The organism is Bradyrhizobium sp. SRL28, assembly GCF_018596315.1.
GTDB lineage: Bacteria > Pseudomonadota > Alphaproteobacteria > Rhizobiales > Xanthobacteraceae > Bradyrhizobium.
Map to the genome: position 1 here is coordinate 43400 of NZ_JAHEAG010000008.1, position 19817 is coordinate 63216.

The following is a 19817-nucleotide window of genomic DNA, read 5'->3' on the forward strand; positions in this document are numbered from 1 at the left end:
GGCGCGTGCCCCGTAGTTCTAGAGTTCCGGTTCTGATTGAATCAGAACGGAAACTCTAGCTTCTGTCTTGACGCGTTTTCTTCACGCGAACCGGTGCCCACTTCGCTTGAAAACGCTATAGCGCGCGGTCTCAATCCTTCGCGCGTTCGACGTAAGAGCCGTCCTCGGTCATGACCACGATCCGCGTTCCCGTTCCGATATGCGGCGGCACAGCGGTGCGAACGCCGTTGGAGAGGATAGCAGGTTTGTAGGAAGAAGACGCGGTCTGACCCTTGGTGACCGGCTCGGTTTCCACGACTTCCAGCGTCGCGCGCTGCGGGAGCTGGATCGCGACCGGATTCATGTCGTGAAGCGACAGCTTCACGGTCATGTTCTCCTGCAGATAGGGCGCGGACGAACCGACGATTTCCTTGGAGACCTGGACCTGATCGTAAGTCTCGGCATTCATGAAATGGAAGCCGTCGGCATCTTCATACAGATAATTGAAATTGTGATCCTCGACGGTCGCCTTCTCGACCTGGTCGGTGGTCTTGTAGCGTTCCGAAATCTTCACGCCATCGCCAATCCGGCGCATTTCGATCTGGCTGACCGGAGTTCCCTTGCCGGGATGAATGTTTTCGGCGGTGAGGACGACATAAAGCCTGCCGTCCTGCTCGATGATGTTGCCCTTGCGAATAGAACTGGCGATGACTTTCAAAGCTGTTTTCCTGAATTTCTGGCCTTCCGGCCAATCCGGACATCGTGTCCAAGGGGCCAAATCGGGCGGTTTCGGGCTGCAACATACTGATTTTGCCCGTCGATGCCAGCGTTTTGCGGCCATTCCGGCGGGTCGCCCGAGGCCGCAAACGGCCCGGTTTCACCGCGTTTATTGGAAGACGCTGCAAGGCCATGACGATCCGCGACGATGCCGATGGCCTTGCAGGTAAATTTCCAAGGGCACGCAGAAGCCCGAAAGCTCAGCGAGTTACGCTGGGTTTCTAAGCGAATGGACAAGGTGCGTATCTTTCGACATGAAATGACGGGGTTTAGCTGAATCGCGTCGCCTCCCGGCCCTTGGCGGGGTGATGCAAAGAAAGTCGAATAATATCAATGGCGTTAGTCGGTTCCCTGCACCTGTTGATTGGTTCGGTGGGCGCGCCTCCGCGGTGGCCGGCTCGGAAGCATTGCTGATGGCAGACATCGACCAGCCGTCGCCATGGTGGTCGCCCGCGCGGCATGCCGATCGAAAGCCGTTCCTGATGGCCCGGAGCGCGATCACGAGGGCGGTGCGGGCCTGGTTCGACGAGCAGGGTTTTAGCGAAGTCGAGACCGGAATTCTCCAGGTGTCGCCCGGCAACGAGACGCATCTGCATGCCCCGCGCACCGAGATTGTCGGCGGCGACGGCACGCGCGCGACGCGCTATTTGCGGACCTCGCCGGAGTTCGCCGCCAAGAAACTGCTCGCCGCCGGTGAAGCCAAAATCTTTGAGTTCGCGCGCGTGTTCCGCGACCGCGAGCGCGGCGATCTGCATTTACCCGAATTCACGATGCTGGAATGGTACCGCGCGGAAGCGAGTTACGATGCGATCATGGCTGATACCATCGTCGTGATCGCGCATGCGGCGCAGGCGACCGGAATCGGCCGGTTTTCGTTTCGCGGCAGAACGGCCGATCCATTCGCCGAGCCGGAACTGTTGACGGTGGCACAGGCATTCGAGCGCTTTGCCGGGATCGATCTGTTGGCCACGATCAGCAATGGCGAGGGCGATCGTGGGGCGCTTGCGGCCGGGGCGAGCGCGCGGGTACGGGTCACGGACGACGACACCTGGTCGGACATTTTCAGCAAGGTGCTGGTCGAGCATGTCGAACCGAAGCTGGGGCAGGGGCGTTTGACTGTGTTGTTTGAATATCCGTCGCCGGAAGCAGCCCTTGCGCGGACGAAGGCGGCCGATCCGCGCGTCGCCGAACGTTTTGAGGTCTATGCCTGCGGCGTCGAGCTTGCCAACGGATTTGGCGAATTGACCGACGCGGCTGAGCAGCGCCGCCGTTTCGCCGCAGCCATGGACGAGAAGGCGCGGCGCTATGGCGAGCGCTATCCGCTCGACGAGGATTTTCTCGCAGCGGTCGCTGCGATGCCGCCATCGAGCGGCGTAGCCCTCGGTTTCGATCGGCTGGTGATGCTGGCCAGCGGCGCGCTGCGGGTGGATCAGGTGGTGTGGACGCCACCGGCAGGAGAGCCATGAACAGGATCGATCCGAAACTGGCGGCAACGCTGCGGCAGCCCGCCGATCTCGTCGAGCGCGGGTTGGCGAAGGCTGCCGATCTCGCCGACCTCGAACGTGTCGCCGCGCGCTATGCCATCGCCGTGACGCCCGATATCGCCGGCCTGATCGACACTGGAAATCCCGATGATCCGATCGCGCGGCAATTCATTCCGAATGCGCTCGAACTGGTGGAAGCTCCCGGCGAGAACGCCGATCCGATCGGCGACGACGCGCATTCGCCCGTTCCCGGCATCGTCCACCGCTATCCCGATCGCGTACTGTTCAAGCTGGTGCATGTCTGCGCGGTCTATTGCCGGTTCTGCTTTCGCCGCGAGATGGTCGGGCCGGGCAAGGCCACGGCGCTGTCGGAGGCGGCCTATCGCGACGCTCTGGACTATATCCGCAGCCACACGGAAATCTGGGAAGTCATCCTGACCGGCGGCGATCCGCTGATGCTGTCGCCTCGGCGGCTTTCCGAGATCATGGCAGACCTCGCGAGCCTCGATCACGTCAAGATCGTTCGCATCCATACCCGCGTGCCGGTGGCGGCGCCTGCGCGGATCGATGAGGACATGATCAAAGCGTTGCGCGTTGACGGCGCGACGACCTGGATCGCCGTTCATGCCAATCATCCGCGCGAACTGTCGGGCGAGGCGCGCTTAGCCTGCGCGCGGCTGGCTGATGCCGGCATTCCCCTGGTGAGCCAGACGGTGCTGCTCCGCGGTGTCAACGACGATGCGGCTGTTCTGGAAGCGCTGATGCGGGCCTTCGTCGAAAACCGGATCAAGCCGTATTACCTGCATCATGGCGACCTTGCGCCGGGAACCGCACATCTGCGCACCACGATCGCAGAGGGCCAGGAACTCATGCGACGCTTGCGGGGCCGCGTCTCGGGCCTGTGCCAGCCGGAATATGTGCTCGATATTCCCGGCGGCCACGGAAAGGCGCCGATTGGCCCGAATTATTTGTCGCATGCAAGTTCCAGGGAATCTGATCTATCCTCGGAAACGCAGTATCGTATCGTCGACTATTGCGGCGACGTTCACCTCTATCCGCCAAAGCCGTGACCTGCGATGGCGGAGGACGGCGAGGGAAAACGGGAGCCGCCGGAAGATGAGGGCCATCGCGGAATCGAAAACGCCGTGCTGCTCGGCTTCTTCGTGGTGCTGGTGGCCGCCGGAATCTGGTTGCTCGGCACCATGGCCGATGTACGAAAGGCGCAGGACTGCGCCGGGCAGGGACGCCGCAATTGCGCAACGATCGACGCGCCGGAACGGACGCGATAAATGAACCTAGTAGGCGGGAGATCAGGATGCAAAAAACAGTCTTGTCAGTCGCGCTGATGGTCCTGCTCGGCATGCCTGCCGCGTTCGCACAGGGTGGGACGTCGACAATGCCGAAGAGTAGTCCGAGTGCCGGCGGAGTTCCGGAGGCGCCGATCGGACACCGTCAACCCCGCCGCGGCGACGTTCCCAGCGAGAAGAACCTTAGCGATCCCAATGATCCGCTGAGCAAGGAAAACGCAGCGCTCGACCGCAAGATCAAGAGCATCTGCCGCGGCTGCTAGACGAGTGAGCGGCTACACCGCCCAAGCAGCAGTTCCAAGACCGCGTCGGCAGGCATGCCCACCGTTCCCAGGTATGTCTGTTTCGGGCGATAAAACGGACATTCGCCCCGGACGCAGCAAGCAGCCATGAAAGTCAGAAGCAGGGCGGGCGCGCAGACCGCGTGCCCCGCTTCACGATGATTCAGTCCGAGCGGCTAGGCCGAACGCTCACGGAATTCGCCGCCTCGCGCTTCCCGTCTGGTCTCGACCGCGTCAGCCAACAGGTTCAGCGCGGACACCGTCGTATCCCAGTCGATACAGCCGTCAGTGATGCTCTGGCCGTAGGCGAGCTTCTTTCCCGGCACCACGTCCTGGCGGCCGGCGACGAGATTGCTCTCGATCATCACGCCGGTGATGCGTTGTTCGCCGTCGGCGATCTGGCGTGCGATATCGGCAACGACGACCGGCTGGTTCTCCGGCTTCTTGTTGCTGTTGGCGTGGCTGGTGTCGATCATGAGCCGCGGCGCCACGCCGGCACGGACAAGTTCGACGCAGGCGGCATCGACGCTTTCCCGGTCGTAGTTCGGCTGGTGGCCTCCGCGCAGGATGATGTGACAGTCCTCGTTGCCGGTGGTTGCAGCGATCGCCGAGCGGCCACCCTTGGTGACCGCCATGAAATGGTGCGGATGCGAGGCCGACTTCACGGCATCAGCTGCGATGCGGATATTGCCGTCGGTGCCGTTCTTGAAGCCGACCGGGCACGAGAGACCGGACGCCAGCTCGCGATGGATCTGGCTCTCGGTCGTGCGCGCGCCGATCGCCGCCCATGCCATCAGGTCGGCGATGTATTGCGGCGTCGTCATGTCGAGGAATTCGGTCCCGGCCGGCAGGCCGAGATTGTTCACGGCGGACAGCACGTTGCGGGCAAGCCTGAGCCCCTTGTTGATATCGAAACTGCCATCGAGGTTGGGGTCGTTGATGAGCCCTTTCCATCCGACCGTAGTACGCGGCTTCTCGAAATAGACGCGCATCACGATCTCGAGGCGGTCGGCGAGTTTTTCGCGCAAGGCGGCGAGGCGCTCGGCGTACTCGACGGCGGCGACGGGATCGTGCACCGAGCAGGGGCCGACCACGACCAGCAGGCGGTCGTCGGTCCCGTTCAGGATGGCGTGGATGGCGTTGCGCGCCGCCATCGCCACCCGCGTCGCGGTCAAGGTGCGCGGTATCTCACCCATCACCTCCTGCGGCGTACTCAGCTCTTTCAGTTCGCTAATTCGAAGATCGTCGGTGGTGCTCAACACGGCTGTGGCTCCTGTTCGTTGGGAACCTGCCGGCCAATAAAAAAGCCGCCAGGTTTGGCGGCTGTTCGGACATCTTGGCTTCAATTCGTCAGATTGAGCACGATCCTCCCACCGCCAGCGAGCTGTCGTAGCTAAAATACCAAAAGCTGTTGGCGGCGATCATGATCATGGCGGGCTCTATAGCGTACCGGTCCGGGCTTGTCACCCCCATAATCGGCGGCTTCAGAACTTGCGCGGGGCGAGCGCCATGCCGGAAGCCGACGACGTTCAGCCTGGCTCGGGCGCGGACGAAAATCCCTCCGAGGACGTCCTGATGCGGTTGCGGCCGAACACATAGACCGCCGACGTCGCGAGCAACAACGCCAAGCCGATCAGAATGGAGGTCAGGCCGAGCGGAATGAGAAGCAGCGACGCGTTGCGGTCGGGATTGACGAACCAGTGATGGAGCGAGGTCAGCACGAAAGCAGCCCCGGCGAAGCCGGCCCCGCTGCCCACGAGCAGCAGGGCCCACATCCGCCGCAACTGGCTCAGCCGCTCACGCGCGATCTCTGTACGCGGCGCATGGTGGCGGCCGACGCGCCGCACCAGCCGAATCGCAAACCCGATCGAACTGAAGCCGATCAGCAGGCTGGCCGTTCCGAGCAGCATTCGCGTATTGGGGCCGAGATCGGGATGTTTCTGCAATGTCAGCAGCGGAAAATCGAATGCGGCATGCAATGCGATCGGTGCGAACAGTGCCAGGCACCAGCTCGAGATCCGGGCCCAGTCGCGATGATGCCGATGCGCGCCGAGCGCGGTGCCGGCGCGCGCGATCGCGATGTAGGCGCCTGCGATGATGCCGAGCGCACCGTGAAACGGCACCGTCAGCACGCTGCGCAACGCGGCGAGCGAACGCCACATGTCGGAGTGCTGCACGAGATAAGCGAGGTTTTCGTAAGCCGCGAAGCCGAGGCCCGCCGCCGCGCCGTAGACTACGGTGTCCATCGGGTCCGCAAAGGTGCGGCGACGGATCGAGACGAGGATGATGACCAGAATTTTGACGATCTCTTCGGGCGCGGCGACCCCGAAGATCGAACGCAGGCCCTGCGTCATCCAGGGGTTTCCCGGCACCGCGAGGATTGCCGCAAACGGGGCGCGCGCAATTCCCAGCAGGGAAATGCTGGCGGCTCCGAGTATGAAAGCGAGCCATACCCGCGCGGGCGAGCCCGGGCGCTCGTCGGCGGCGATGACCAGCCAGAGCAACAGCAACGCCGGTGCGATGGCGGCAACGCCGATCGATGTGGGGAGGGCCTGCAGCAACAACATGTGGGAATTTTACCTCGTCAGGCGATCAAATGGCCGCAAATTCAGTTGTTTGCAAGAAAAGCTGAACGCGACTCGTTGTCGCCAAGCGTAATTCGAAATCCGGCCCTTGGGAGGCTATGCGGCCTTGCTGCTGATCTTGCCCCGGACCAGCAGCAACCCCGCCAGCGCGACAAGCGCGAAGCCGGCGCCGGCCAGGAACGTGCCCTGCGGCCCCGTGATGTCCCAGAGCGCGCCTGCAATGATGCTGGCCGCAAGCATCGCCAGACCGCCGAGCAGGTTGAAGAATCCGTAGGCCGTGCCGCGCAACTCGGCCGGCGCGGTATCCGCAACGAGGGCGGCCAGCAACCCCTGCGTCAGTCCCATGTGCAGGCCCCAGAGCACGACGCCAAGCGCAACGCCGCCGATCGACGGCAGCAGGGCCAACGCGATGTCAGCGGCGATCAGCACCAGAATGCCGGCCGCCAGCACGGCCGTGCGGCTGATGCGATCCGAGATCACGCCGGCGGGATAGGCCGCGACGGCATAGACCACATTCATCGCCACCAGCACGGCGGGCACCAGCATGATCGGCAGCCCGACATTCTGGGCGCGCAGAATCAGGAATGCCTCGCTGAAGCGCGCCAGCGTGAATACGCTCGCCACCGCCACCACCCACCAATAGGCCGGCCCGAGGTTCCTGATCTCAGCCAGGCTGATCGGATTGCGCACGGCGCGCAGCTCTTTCGGCCGCTCGGGCTCACGCACGGCGAAGACGATCAGCGCCAGCGCCAGGAAGGCGGGGATCACGGCAAACCAGAACACGGCCTTGAAGTTGTCCGCCGTCCACCACATCAGGCCGATGGCGAGCAGGGGGCCCACGAAGGCGCCGACCGTGTCCAGCGATTGGCGCAGGCCAAAACTTGCGCCGCGCAGATGAACTGGCGTGAAGTCCGCCACAAGCGCATCGCGGGGGGCGCCGCGAATGCCCTTGCCGATCCGATCGACGAAACGCGCGGCGACCAGCCACGCGATGGTTGGCGCAAGCGGAAAAATTGGCTTGGTGAAGGCGGCGAGACCATAACCGAAGGCTGCGAGCCATTTGCGCTTGCCGAGCCAGTCCGAGAGCGCGCCGGAGAAGATTTTAACGATAGAGGCGGTCGCCTCGGCGATGCCTTCGATGACGCCGACCGTCACCATCGATGCGCCAAGCACCGTAACCAGGTAGATTGGCAGCAGGGCGTGGATCATCTCCGACGAGATGTCCATCAGCATCGAGACAAACCCCAGGGCCCATACGCCTGCCGGAATATCCCTGATCGAATATCTCGGCTTGGTTTCAGCAGCCATGTCGTCTCTCGCACCGCCTCATCGCGCCAACAGCCGCCGGCACGCTTCGACAAAGACTTCGGCCCCCGTGACGATGTCGGCGTCAGCGGTGTTTTCGGTCCAGTGGTGCGAGATGCCGCCGATCGAGGGCACGAACAGCATGCCGGCCGGCATCACGGTCGCGAGGGTCTGGGCGTCGTGACCGGCGCCGCTCGGCATGCGGAGTGACCTGCCGCCGGCAAACGTTGCGCTGGCTTGTTCGATGGCTTCCTGAAAGGAGATATCCATCATCGCGGGCGCACCGGTGCGAATGCGCTCCACGGCGACGCTGCAGCGGCCCTGCTTGTCGACTTCCGCGGCCATGCTGCGGAGGAGATCCTCCAGCCGCGCTATCACGGCCGGATCATCGTCGCGAATCTGGAACAGCATTTCGGCAGCGCCCGGGATGATGCTGGGCGCGCCGGGATCGAGGGTAATGCGGCCGGTGGTCCACACCGTGCGCGGACCGCAGGCGGCGGGGAAGCGATCGTCGATATCGACGCAAAACCTCGCGAGCGCGAGGCCCGCATCCCTGCGGATGGCCATCCGCGTGGTGCCGGCATGGTTTTGTTCGCCGGTGAAGGCGATGCGGTATTGCCAGATCCCGACGATGGACGTGACGATTCCGATTCCGAGACCGCTGCTTTCGAGCGTCTCGCCCTGTTCGATATGGGCTTCGAGATATCCGATATGCCGCCCGCGTTCGCATCGCGCGCGGGCACGGCCGGCGAGGCCGGCCTCGCGCAGTGCGTCACGCATGCTCTTGCCGCTGTTGCGGTCGCGGGCTGCGTCGATATCGGCTTCGGTGACGCCGCCGACATAGGACCGGCTGCCGAGGAAGTGTCCGAAATGCGCTTCCTCGTCGCACCAGGACGCAACTTCGACAGCGCCGTTCATATTCGGATCGCGATTGATGACGCGGGCGGCTTCGAGCGCATAGACCACGCCCAGCGGGCCATCGAGCCAGCCCGCGTAGTTCTGGCTTTCCAGATGCGACCCCGCCAATAGCTTCGGTCCGGGCTTCGTGCTGATGCCGAGGACGTTGCCGATGCCGTCGATCTCGCCTGTGAGGCCGGCCTCGGGAAGGCGCTGCTCCAGCCATTGCAAAGAACGTATGTGCGGTTCCGAGAACGTCGGCTTGTGGACACCGGTTTTATACGCGCCGATTGCACGCAGTGCGTGAAGATCGGCGAGAACACGCGTGCCGTCGACACGCGAGAGATGGTCAATCATAGGATGTAGTACCTGCTAGCCCGTAGTTCTCCGGGGTAGAACAAAGTTCCTCACGTTTTCGCGATAGTAGAACAAAGTTCCGTGAACGTCGCCAGTCCGCGTCGATTATCCCCCTGACAGCAGCGCCAACGCGATGATTGCAAGCCATGCCACGATGACGAGCGCCGCCACTGCGCCAGCGGTTATCTTCGCTTTCTCCTTTAGCGTGTAGTCGTGCATTTTTCTCGCAAGCGTATGGGAGGCGTTCAGGCTTTGCTGGAGGATATTCGATCACTCGCATCAAAGAAATAGTTCGCGTTTTGCGAGTGGAAGCGCGGTGCGAGCAGGAAATGGCCCCAGCGCCGTGGGAGCGCCAACGGCCGCCGTTTCGGCCGGTCGTCGACCGCGGCTGCGAGCGAACCGAAAGGCCTTACTTCAGGCGTGATGGAAAGCCGCTTCTAGCGCCCGGAACGGGGCTCTAGATTTTTTTATTTGACGCGTTTTCTTGACGCGAACCGGTCTCCACCCCGGATCAAGTCCGGGGCAGGCTTTCGCTGGAAGACGCTCTAGCGGCGCTGGGAGAGTTCGCCTCGCCGCATGCCGACCATGGCGCGATCTTCGGTCAGCCGGTTTTTCATGGCGGCGACGACCTCATTGGCAAACGCAATTTGAGGATCGGTCGGCCTTCGGTGGGTATCATGCCCGGGCTTCGAATGCATCGAGCCGATGCTCGAAGTTCGCGAGATTAGCGAATTCTTTCGCGCGGGGATCGACGTCAGGCTGGACTTAGGCCAGGCGAACGCGGCCTTGATTCTTCCGTCGATAGGCCAGGAAGCCAACGCCGAAGAAGCCCAATACCATCATTGCCCAGGTAGAGGGTTCGGGAACGGTCGCAACTGCGGCCACCGCGTTGAAGCTATCCGCGCCAGCATCTACGTTCGACAGGCTCGCAGAAATGCCGATTCGGAAGGCGCCTGACCCAGCTAAATTGAAGACTGCGTTGAGGGCCGCTTGCTCGTCAGCAGAAACACCGATGACGTAGCCGGCCTTACCGTTTCCGGGATCACCACTTGTGATGTGAATCGGAGCATTGATGCTGATCGATCCAACGGCGCCAATATTGTTATAAAACGTCAACGTCAGGGCATCGATATCAATCTGTGACTTACTCGCATTGCCCGGTTCAATCGCATTGAAAAGCAATTGCACCTGCGATGCGTTAGTCCAATGAAGATCATTAAGGGTCGGAGCCCCGAATTTTTGGTTATCACTGGTGGGGCTCGCAAGATCGGGGCCCGTAAACGTCAACACACCGTTGACAACTGACGTAGCGCCCGTTTCCGTCGATTGGTTGCCCTTCGAGTCGAGGGTAATGATGCGGTTGGCGTTCCCAAAGCCCTGAGCAGTAAGCTCTGAAACACCAATCAAATAGAGGTGGGCGTTGGCCTGCGATGCAGTGAGCGAGGTGGAAGCAAGCACAGTAAGGGAAGCAATTGCTGCGAACCTATTTAATTTTCCCATGACTCAACTCCATTAAATTATCCGCGATAAATTAATTAATTCTTGTTATTATATTGCCCAACTTTAAGGCAGTCAATTGGGTCGGGAAAAAGTGGTAATTACCTCAGTATCGCGTGGATTGCGCTCATGAAAGCAATGATTTGTGGGATTGCGGGGTCGGAAAATAACGCGCTACCTTTAAATGCCTATTTTTTTGCCTGCAACTCGCACTTGCGGGTTTCGGGCTGGCGCTCGAAAGGGCAGGCCGCTTCCCTGATTTAATTTTAGGTGGCCGGCGGCGGCTCGCCGGCATCGCCGACGCTCCGCGCGACGGTGCCGACACGTCGCCGATAAGTCAGCCGGCTCAAGCACTCGCTTGATGAACTCGTCGTCGGTGAAGAACAATAACGCGGCCAAGACTGATAGGAAAACACGACGACAGCGACGACCCGATGGGCCAAAAAATAATCGCGCGATAGCAGCGGGTTTGCCACTTTTCCACATTTCGTTTGGCGCATTGTTGTTGCAAGCCTTTTCCCGAACCTGGCAAACCGCAGGGGCGAGCAAGCCGAAATTGGTGGCTGTTCGGAGCGAGACGCATGTGACTGGCGCGAGATGGCAGAGCTGACTGTTTCTTCCCGTAACTTGTCCGTTGACGATGCGCCGAAAGTTGCGGCCGCGATTTCGCAGCTTGAAAAGATCGGATTGAAGCCGCTTTTCCCGCAAGGGGAATTCCCAAGGCTCGCACGCGAGATGGCGGAGGAATTCGAAGGCACCAGCATTCCGGAGCCGCCCTTGCCTGTGACTTGGGTCGATCTCGCGCTGAGCGGACCGGCGCAGGTGTTTGCGAATGCGATTCACTTCCAGGACCACTGTTTCGACGGGGCGGGCGAGGCTGACTATGCTGAGGTCGTGGCCTCGATCATGGCCCTGGCGGGAGAGGAGTGGCCCGGCGCGACCGTCTCTGCGACAAAAGTCATGAGGCAGGCGCCACACGGCCCCTCCGCGCATGGAGATTGCTATTCACGGGCAGGGGAGCAGCGCGCCCTTTGACCTGGTCGCGGCCAAGGACTTCGACTGGTCGGTTGTGACCCGTCTCAACGAGCGACTGCCAGCGGGGCCAACAGGCCGGTTCGCGGCATTCTTCGACGGCAATGCCATCATCGTCTACCTGACGCCCGATCAGATCGAGGCGTTGGGCAAGGTATTCGGGCACGACTTTATTTCCGAGATAAAGCCGCTGGAGGAACGACTGCCTCCGCATGGCCCCAGACAGCGAATTCCAAGCCTTCTGAACCGCTGCCTGTCTGGGCAATGGTCATCGGTTTGCCGATAGGTCTCTTTGCAGGAAGTCAGCTGACTGCCATGATGTTGAGAGGAGCGCCGTATACTATTTCGGGCTCAGCCCCCGTCGCCCTTGCAAACGCGCCGCTCGAATTCACGTTCCTGGTCGCGATGTACATCGGCGGCGTTGGACTCTTTCTCGGCTGCCTCCCTTATCTGATGGCCAGGAGATGGCGTGCTCTCAGGCGGTCACGCAGAGGCGCGGCCTTTCGGACAGCCAAGTTTCCCTGATGTCGCCGGCCGGCGTGATCGAGCCGCCGGCAACAGCGGAAACGTCACCTGCCTCGTCGGGCGCGTGTTTTTGAGAAGTCGGCTGGTGGGTCAACGAGCTTGGGGGAGGGGCCTGGCAATATTCAGTCCCGCACATCAAACCCCGAGCCTCGTGAGGAGGGTCCGTCAGGTATCTGGCGGAAAGTAGCACCGCAACGTGACGCGAAGTGCGAGGTAAAGCCCGACGCAGGTCGTGATTGCAATAGCGGCCGTATTCATTTCCTGTCCTTCCTTCTGGCGCACTGATGTCTGTTTTTCCCGACTATGCAGCGGACGGAACTTGGACCGGGAAAGTGGTTCCCTTAGGCCGTGAAAATGGTCGCCTTGGGCTTTGAAAGTGTTTGCAACGTGATAGCGCTCCCTGGCGAAAGGGATTTCAACTTCGGCTTGATGCTTGAAAAGTCGATATCATTTTGGATTTCTTCGTCTTCTTGAACTTGCTTGCAGCAGTTTGTGTGCAGCATAACGTGCAACAGTGTGGGGCTGTCATCCGCCACTCGGTGCGCCAGAGCGTCGCAACGTTGTCCAAGTAATCAAGGAATAGCGCCTCCAACCGCGTCGTAAACGGCGATCGACAGCGTGCGGTCAGGAAGTCGGTAGCCGGCAGGAAGTGCAGTTCTTGCGCGGTCGCCAAAGCCTTGTGAAACGAGTCCGAGCCATTCGAATTTAAACGGCCCCCACCGGGGGCCGCCAACCCGAACGATACGGGTTTTCTTCCAGCAGTCGGGGGGGCGCCTTTCGGCTGGAAGCACTGGAATCGACGCTCTGCCAAGCCGATTGTTCCTTGGTCAACAGTTCGGGGCACGGAAATTCAGGATTACGCCCTGTCCTCTCGCCACTTGCAATTTTTTCCCACTACATTGCTCCGACGGAGCGGTCCAAAGGGGACCGTCTAAATGCCCATTTTGGCGCCGGACATGGTTCACTACGATCTGAAGCGGCGGGGGGAATTTGCTGGCAGGGGGTTGCTCGCCCCGTCCGCCCGCGACGGCACAGAGCCTGAAGCCCAATGCACGCTGGGCCAAGCCATCGGTCGGACTGCCAACCGGCTCCCAAATCAGCCTGCGATCGTTTCCGCCACGTTTGCGCCTCTGACGTACCGCGATCTTCAGCGCCAGTTGGACGGCATCCGCCGGCAGTTGCGTTTGGCTGGGTTCGATTGCAACGCCCGGATCGGGATACTCATGCCGAACGGCGCGGACGTGGTTCTCACCATCGTTGCAGTAGCCTGCTGCAGCATCGCGGTTCCTCTTGATCCGCGGCTGTCCCAAGTGGAGATCGATCAGCGTCTCGACATGCTGCGCCTGAACGCTCTTCTCGTGCCGCAAGGCAGTGTCTCTGAAGCTCGCCAGGCCGCCGAGCGGAGAAGGCTCGCCATCATCGAAGCCGCTCCGGTCGGACACGGTCAGCTTGGACTTAATATCGCAGTGCGGGTCTCCGACTTCCCTGCGATCGACGCTGAGCCTGATCCAGGCTCGCCCGCCTTCATCCTGCAGACGTCGGGCACGACCGCGCAGCCAAAGCTCATTCCGTTCAGCCATAGCAATATGCTGGCGGCGGCCGCACGGCTTCAGGCCTGGTTCGGCCTCACACACTGGGACCGTTGCCTGAGCGTGTCGTCCCCTTACTATTCCCATGGACTCAAAGTAACGGTCTTCACACCGCTGCTGACGGGCGGCAGCATTGCCATCCCGACCAACAATGCTGTCGTGGCGCTGGATGAGTGGCTCGATGTCCTGCGGCCGACTTGGTACTCAGCAGGTCCTACGCTTCACACGGCTGTGCTGGACAAGGCAACAGGCCTTGAGAATGCGCGGGCGGCGCACACTCTGCGGTTCGTCGTATCGGGTGGCGCGCCGCTGCTGAAGGAGGTGCAGGACGACCTGCAGCGCATTTTGGGCGTGCCGGTGCTGGAGCATTACGGCTCCAGCGAAGCCGCGCAAATCGCCGCCAACCTGCCGCCGCCCGGGCCGAACAGGCCAGGGACTTGCGGGCAACCCAGGCCTGATACCGTGGCCATTGTTGGTGAGGATGGACAACCCTTGCCAGCCGGCGAGCGGGGTGAGATCTGGGTGCGTGGTCCCACCGTGATATCTGGCTATCTCGATGCGCCGGAACTCAATCGAGCTGCTTTCAGAGAGGGCTGGTTTCGCACGGGCGATATCGGCAGCCTCGACGGAGATGGCTTCCTGACCCTGCACGGCCGCCTGAGTGAAATAATCAACCGCGGCGGTGAGAAGATTGCCCCTGCTGAGATCGAAGCGGCGCTACTACACCATCCAGCCATAGCTGAAGCTGCCGCTTTCGCAATCGCCCATCCACGCCTTGGCGATGACGTCGCGGCCGCCGTCATTCCACATCCTGGCGCGCAGACGACGCCTGCGGAGCTACGACAGTTCCTGCAACGCGAGTTGGCCTCGTTCAAGATTCCGCGGCACATTCTGTTCCTCGACCAACTGCCAAAGGGAGCGACGGGAAAGGTCCAACGGCGACGGCTGCGCGAGCAGCTCGACGAGCAGTTGGTTAATCAGCGGGCGATGCCGCTGCCTGCGGTGGAGAAAGGGCCATTGGATCTGGAGGCTGAATTGCTGATCTTATGGCGTAGGCTGCTCAAGTCCGAGACTGTGACGGTCGACGATGATTTTTTTGCCAGCGGGGGTGACTCCCTTCTGGCGATGGAAATGCTCATCGAGGTCGAGCGGCTCGTCGGCCACCCCGTACCGGAAACGATCCTGTTCGGGGCAGAAACCATCCGGCAACTTGCCCCCAAAATCGCCATGCAGACGGGCACGCCGGCGACGCCGTTCTTCCAGCTCCATACCGGTGGCGATCGGCCGCCCCTGTTCTTCTTCAATGGGGACCTCGTCAGCGGCCACGCGGGTGTGCGGCGGATGGTGGAGCTTTTCGCGCCCGATCACCCGATCATCTCCATCGATCCCCATGGTCTTCGTGGGGAGCCGATTCCGCTGTCGATCGAGGAGATGGCCGCCGACCGCCTGCCGCATATTCTGGAGAGGCAGACCAGCGGTCCTTTCCTCCTGGGCGGCAAATGCAACGGCGCCATGGTGGCGTTCGAAACAGCCCGCCTGCTGATGGCAGCTGGCCACAAGGTCGATATGGTTGCGATGGTCGACCCGCCGACCGTCAGTGCCCGTCCGGTGTCGCGGGCGATCATCGGGCTGATGAAGCCCATAGTTTCGCCTTACCTTCTGCGCTGGACGTTTGAACGAATGGCGCAGCTGGAGCGAGATGCCAAACGATATTCCAAGGCATCGATGAGCGAGCGGAATACGATTGCCAAGCCGGAGATTCCGCCGGTGTTGTGGGACGCTTATTCAACCGCAATGGCGCAATATCTTCCGGCACCGCTCGAGGTCCCTGTGACTTTTTACGCGGCCGAACACGACGGCCAGGCGTGGCGGCATCTCAGCTCTCAACTCGAAGTGATCCAGGTGCCTGGGGGACATCATGGCTGCCTGACTATCGGCGCTGAACTGCTGGTTGACCATCTGCGGCAAAGAATTGATGTTCTGGCTGACGGCGCGCCTCCGCCATTGAACCGCACACGTCGCGGACGCCCGGCTGGATTGGCATGTGACGATAATCAGGACGCTCGTGAGTCGCGAGGTCGATACATTCAGTCCGCGAGATGACGGTGACTTGAAAGTCCAGTGCACGAACCGACCTGATGCCGCGATGGGCCAATGTCGGCTTTGACCTCGGTGACGGATGTCCTCTGGTGCGGTATGTCCGCGAAGTGCAAGGAGCCGTCATTTCAGCAGACCCGAGGCACCCAGCGGGCGACGCTCGGAAGCACCATCCGTAAAGTGCCGCGAGAATGATCCGACGGCGGAGAGGCGCAAAGCTAACGCGGTACCCCTAATAGAACTACAACCCAACATTGCTTTAGCATGCCCAACATAATAGGGTCGGGCATCATGACGGGAAATGTCGAAATCACCGTGTGGTAGACAACGCGAGTGCCGTCGGCAGGCATCGAGCTTGAAGGAGGCCGCACTTTTTTGTCGGTCTCATGTTCTCCGAAAATGCAATCCATTGGAGCGCAATGAGGCGCGCGTTGCTGCGCCTTCAACCAATCTTCTCGGGAGGACGCTATGAAGCGCACTTTGATCTCAGCAATAGGCTTCGCTTTCCTTCTGACGTGGGCTCAGCCAGCGCCAACGCAGGATTTAGCCTCTCAGCTTGTTGGAGTGTGGAAGTGGACCAGCCAAAGCGTCAAAGAAGTAGCGACAGGCAAGATTAGCCACCCCTACGGAGAGAAGCCGGCTGGCCACATCGTGTACACGAAGGGCGGACACGTTGCGTTTGTCCTTGCGGGCGACAACCGCAAAGCCCCCGCGGGGGCCAGTGCCACGGACGCCGAACGTATCAACTTGTTCAACACGATAGCCGCCGGCAGCGGGACCTATAAGGTCGAAGGCAACACAATAATCGTGACCTACGAGGCGTCATGGAACCAGACGTGGACCGGCATCACTCAAAAGCGCCAGTTCGAGATCGTGGGAAATAAGCTTACGGTGACATCGGAGCCGACCAAAAATCTGTCAGGCCAAGACATCATCTTTGTCGTGACTTACGAACGAGTCGAGTAGGGGGCGCGCATCAAACGCTTTGCCGACGTCCATAGACACGACGCAACACAGCACAAGCTGCCGGTGTCACCGAGAAACTGGTTGATCCGGACGTGCTGTCACGGTTTTCCCGATAGATCCAGGTTCGACCAAATCGCGCAAAAAGCCAAATCAAACCATAGCCATTTTTGGACTTTGGCGCTCCCTAGCGAAACGCCACTTTCAAACAAAAACAATCGCTTACCGGTGTAAATCCGCATATGGCGGGCATGGCGCGATAATGCGAATTTTCTGCATTCTCAACCCTGGCCGGCGAACGGGCAGGGGACGCCTGTCCTTCCTGGCGGCGCTTCAACGGTTGACCGATATCGCCGATCGCACCACGCTGCCGGCCATGCGCGCGACGATGACAACCAAGGTTCCGATCGCGACCAACTCGGCCGGCGTGCGCTATGTCGCGGTGTCGCTGCCGCGGATCGATTGCCTGCTCGCCGACCAGCCGGGCAGGTATTTTGCGCCAGGGGACGAGCCGCCGCCGACCAGGTCCGATCTCTCGGCGCGGACCTGGTCGCGGTTTCAACGTCGCCGGCTGACGTCGGCCGAAAAGCAACGGCTGCGGCGGGCGCTGATGGGCGGCGCGGCGCGCGAGCCGGCCTAGTCGCCACCGCCGCCTTCACTGCACAATGGCGATACATCGCAAATAAAAAGCCGCCCGCAGGCGGCCTCTCAAATCAATCCGGATGACAGTGGATCACGCGGCCAACAATGCTGGCTTCGACTTACGCCGATACGCCATGAAGCCAACACCCGCGAAGCCGAGGATCATCATGGCCCAGGTCGAGGGCTCGGGGACGGCGGCGGTAACGTCAAAAACTATGTTGCCGCCGAAGATCCCTAAAGACTGGGCACCGCCTTCTGGCTTAGCCAACCCTGCTGAGGCAATGTACTTACCATCGATGAACGTAATTTCTGGAGCAGAGGAAAATCCAGGCAGCGACTCGTAGGTAAAATTGGCATCACCTCCAAATGAGCCGACCCAATACCAATTGCCCGCTGTCAAACCAATTGCTGCGATCGACGTGTAAGACCAGTCGGCATTGCCGATTGTCGGACCACCCTGAAAAACGGTGGCCGACGCGAGCAGCGTATCCGTGTGGTCCCACAGTCCGACGAGAACCGAACCACCACTTGAGGGAATCCAAGAATTCCATGCCGCAAGTCCGATGACCGAGATGTCGGTATTCGCCTTAAAGAGATACCCGAGAGTCCCTGGAAAGTTGGATTGGATGGAGGGGGTGCCGGATCAAAATCAATCCCGACGCTAACTGCGCGAGATTCCGTACCCGAGGCGCAAAGAACCAGCGCCAGCAATATTCCGAACAACCGAATTCTCATTAAAGCCCCCAATTAATTAAAAAATCACCCCGAGGCTACGGTCCCATTTGGAACCTGACAAGCGGGTGCGCCAACGCGCCACCGTAGTTGTACGGACATGAACGAAAGCGGTGTGAAGGCAACCCTTCATCCAGCCGCCAGAGCGTGGAAGCAACACGGGACAGATCGTCAATTGCAGGTGAGACTCGCAAAAGCTCGATCGCTGCATGATCGAATGATCGCGATTGACCAGTCTCAGGTCTGGACCGTTGGCCAGTCGTTCAATGCGCTAGCCGCCCGGTCCCCAACCTCCTTTGTGCAGGTGGATAGCGAAACTGCTCAACTCAAACTACAAGCATACATGGAGATTTGGAATGCATCGCAGGCTCTTGACCTAGACTGATCTTGTCGCGCACAGGGGCGGGTGATCGCTGGCCTAGCCGATCAGCACCACGCCGCCGCGCAGGATCCCACGCGCCAATTACCACCAGGAAGAGGGATCCCGCGCGATGTCGGATAATCCATTGAGTGATGAAAACATAGCCGAGAGACTCGTGCTGGTGCGAAAAGCCGTTTCCGGCACGCAGACTGCATTTTGTCAGCGGATCGGGATTTCAGCGGCGCGCTGGAACAATTTCGAGCGGGGTCTGCCCTTGTCAAAGAGCGTTGGCATTCTGCTCGTGCAAAAGGTTCCCGGCCTTACTCTGGACTGGCTGTTTTTGGGTAAAGCGGATGGACTGCCGCTGCAACTTCGGGATGAGTTAGAGTCCGCCAAACGGAAGGATCCCGAGCGATGAGCGAGACCGTCGACCTGGAGACGACGAAGATCCGAGCGTGACCTGCGACCACGACGACATTGATGCCGACATCCTGACCGGCCGCGCGATCTGTCACCCCTTCGGCTTGAAAAAGTAATCCTCCTGGCCCGTCCGAAACGACCATTGATTTCATTGGTGTCTTTAGGGAAGGAGTGAGTGGTGGTAGATTTATGCACTCCGGCGAATTGCCGGGCGCGTGGGCCGGTTTGAAAATGTCGGCCGACTGCTGCGATGCCGGAGGCGCGGGTTGAGCTTTGCTCGCGTATAATGCGCGTCCAGTAACGCACGGTGCGGACCATGAGCACAGCTGTTTTGGCCAATAAAATTGCGGCGGCAGCCCTCGTCGTCTCCATCGCCGCGTTCGGCGTCTCCATCCGTAGCTGCGCAATTTCGGAAGAGGCACAGGTACAATCCAGAACGCAATTCAAGCAAGAGAGACAACTAATTCTGACCGCTACGTTTCAAAAAAACGACAAGGAAGATTGCACCTCAACAATAAAGGTGACCCCTATTGGGTCGGACTTCAAATTCCAAGCTGGATATGCGGTTCTACCGCCAAGCATGTTTAAGGAGCCTATACCAATCGCCAACGACGGCACTTTTCTGCGAATGGGAGACATTTGCTTTCGGCTGCAAGCCTTTGTGAAATCACAGGTTAAACCCGAAAAGGGAGCAATAAAAGTCGGCGAGGGGGCTATACCGCTGATTATAAAGTCGTCTTATGCCGTAAGAGGAATGGCTTATGATGATGTTTCTTTGTATGTTCTTGATACCATGATCATGGTACGGGAAGAGGAATCGGATCCTGTTTGGATTTCGTTCAAAGGGTTGTCATTCGCAGAGCGCATGTCGCCATTTGCGACCGTTGACCGCAACTTGCTCGACAGCCTCATGAACTCCCGAGGATTCAGCCTCCCTCCCCGAACACCGTAAGATCTTGCTCGGGCGCCGCCACCCAGCGGAGTACG

The 19817-nt window shown here is 60.5% G+C and carries 17 protein-coding genes and 1 pseudogene; 11 read left to right on the top strand and 7 right to left on the bottom strand.

The annotated features are described in order from the left end of the window. Positions 1–130: 130 nt before the first annotated feature. Positions 131–697 (bottom strand): elongation factor P, encoded by a 567-nt coding sequence (gene efp / locus KIP88_RS18745; protein WP_214489432.1) that lies wholly within the window; start codon positions 695–697, stop codon positions 131–133. 472 nt (positions 698–1169) lie between these two features. Between efp and epmA the strand changes: the two genes are divergently transcribed. The 4 genes from epmA to KIP88_RS18765 are packed head-to-tail and all read left to right on the top strand — an operon-like array spanning position 1170 to position 3810. Continuing rightward, positions 1170–2222, top strand: a complete 1053-nt coding sequence (epmA, locus tag KIP88_RS18750; protein ID WP_214489433.1) for an EF-P lysine aminoacylase EpmA — start codon at positions 1170–1172, stop codon at positions 2220–2222. After that, positions 2219–3310, top strand: a complete 1092-nt coding sequence (locus tag KIP88_RS18755; protein ID WP_214489434.1) for a lysine-2,3-aminomutase-like protein — start codon at positions 2219–2221, stop codon at positions 3308–3310. Before epmA ends, KIP88_RS18755 begins: the two co-directional genes overlap by 4 nt. A gap of 6 nt (positions 3311–3316) precedes the next feature. Continuing rightward, on the top strand, positions 3317–3529 hold the full coding sequence (locus tag KIP88_RS18760; protein WP_214489435.1) for a hypothetical protein: 213 nt from the start codon (positions 3317–3319) through the stop codon (positions 3527–3529). 26 nt (positions 3530–3555) lie between these two features. Further along, positions 3556–3810, top strand: coding sequence for a hypothetical protein (locus KIP88_RS18765; protein WP_214489436.1), 255 nt, complete (start codon positions 3556–3558; stop codon positions 3808–3810). Between the two features lie 194 nt (positions 3811–4004). On the opposite strand, the gene KIP88_RS18770 is transcribed toward KIP88_RS18765, so the two are convergent. From KIP88_RS18770 to KIP88_RS18790, 5 genes are all read right to left on the bottom strand, one after another. Further along, positions 4005–5090 (bottom strand): 3-deoxy-7-phosphoheptulonate synthase, encoded by a 1086-nt coding sequence (locus KIP88_RS18770; protein ID WP_214489437.1) that lies wholly within the window; start codon positions 5088–5090, stop codon positions 4005–4007. 267 nt (positions 5091–5357) lie between these two features. Beyond that, positions 5358–6395: a PrsW family glutamic-type intramembrane protease gene (locus KIP88_RS18775; protein WP_214489438.1), complete on the bottom strand. Its 1038-nt coding sequence runs from the start codon at positions 6393–6395 to the stop codon at positions 5358–5360. Between the two features lie 114 nt (positions 6396–6509). Next, positions 6510–7721, bottom strand: a complete 1212-nt coding sequence (locus KIP88_RS18780) for an MFS transporter (RefSeq protein ID WP_214489439.1) — start codon at positions 7719–7721, stop codon at positions 6510–6512. A gap of 18 nt (positions 7722–7739) precedes the next feature. Next, positions 7740–8972, bottom strand: coding sequence for a Zn-dependent hydrolase (locus KIP88_RS18785; protein ID WP_214489440.1), 1233 nt, complete (start codon positions 8970–8972; stop codon positions 7740–7742). 765 nt (positions 8973–9737) lie between these two features. Further along, a complete protein-coding gene (locus KIP88_RS18790) occupies positions 9738–10472 on the bottom strand; it encodes a PEP-CTERM sorting domain-containing protein (RefSeq protein ID WP_214489441.1) in 735 nt (244 codons plus the stop codon). Between the two features lie 594 nt (positions 10473–11066). Between KIP88_RS18790 and KIP88_RS18795 the strand changes: the two genes are divergently transcribed. From KIP88_RS18795 to KIP88_RS18815, 5 genes are all read left to right on the top strand, one after another. Then, on the top strand, positions 11067–11504 hold the full coding sequence (locus KIP88_RS18795) for a hypothetical protein (protein ID WP_214489442.1): 438 nt from the start codon (positions 11067–11069) through the stop codon (positions 11502–11504). Further along, entirely contained in the window at positions 11461–11787 is a 327-nt protein-coding gene (locus KIP88_RS18800) for a hypothetical protein (RefSeq protein ID WP_214489443.1), read from the top strand. Before KIP88_RS18795 ends, KIP88_RS18800 begins: the two co-directional genes overlap by 44 nt. 1174 nt (positions 11788–12961) lie before the next feature. Next, positions 12962–15718: an AMP-binding protein gene (locus tag KIP88_RS18805; RefSeq protein WP_249790868.1), complete on the top strand. Its 2757-nt coding sequence runs from the start codon at positions 12962–12964 to the stop codon at positions 15716–15718. Positions 15719–16180: 462 nt separating this feature from the next. Then, positions 16181–16678, top strand: a complete 498-nt coding sequence (locus tag KIP88_RS18810) for a lipocalin-like domain-containing protein (RefSeq protein ID WP_214489444.1) — start codon at positions 16181–16183, stop codon at positions 16676–16678. Between the two features lie 259 nt (positions 16679–16937). Beyond that, positions 16938–17315, top strand: coding sequence for a hypothetical protein (locus tag KIP88_RS18815; protein ID WP_214489445.1), 378 nt, complete (start codon positions 16938–16940; stop codon positions 17313–17315). A gap of 93 nt (positions 17316–17408) precedes the next feature. Here the strand turns inward: KIP88_RS18815 and KIP88_RS48505 are convergent. Beyond that, positions 17409–17513 (bottom strand): annotated as a pseudogene (locus tag KIP88_RS48505) (PEPxxWA-CTERM sorting domain-containing protein); the annotation flags it as partial. A gap of 1027 nt (positions 17514–18540) precedes the next feature. Between KIP88_RS48505 and KIP88_RS18825 the strand changes: the two are divergent. After that, positions 18541–18828: a helix-turn-helix transcriptional regulator gene (locus tag KIP88_RS18825; protein ID WP_214489447.1), complete on the top strand. Its 288-nt coding sequence runs from the start codon at positions 18541–18543 to the stop codon at positions 18826–18828. 318 nt (positions 18829–19146) lie between these two features. Next, positions 19147–19782 carry a hypothetical protein gene (locus tag KIP88_RS18830; protein ID WP_214489448.1) on the top strand — a complete coding sequence of 212 codons (636 nt, stop codon included), beginning with the start codon at positions 19147–19149 and terminating at the stop codon, positions 19780–19782. The last annotated feature ends 35 nt before the right edge of the window (positions 19783–19817 follow it).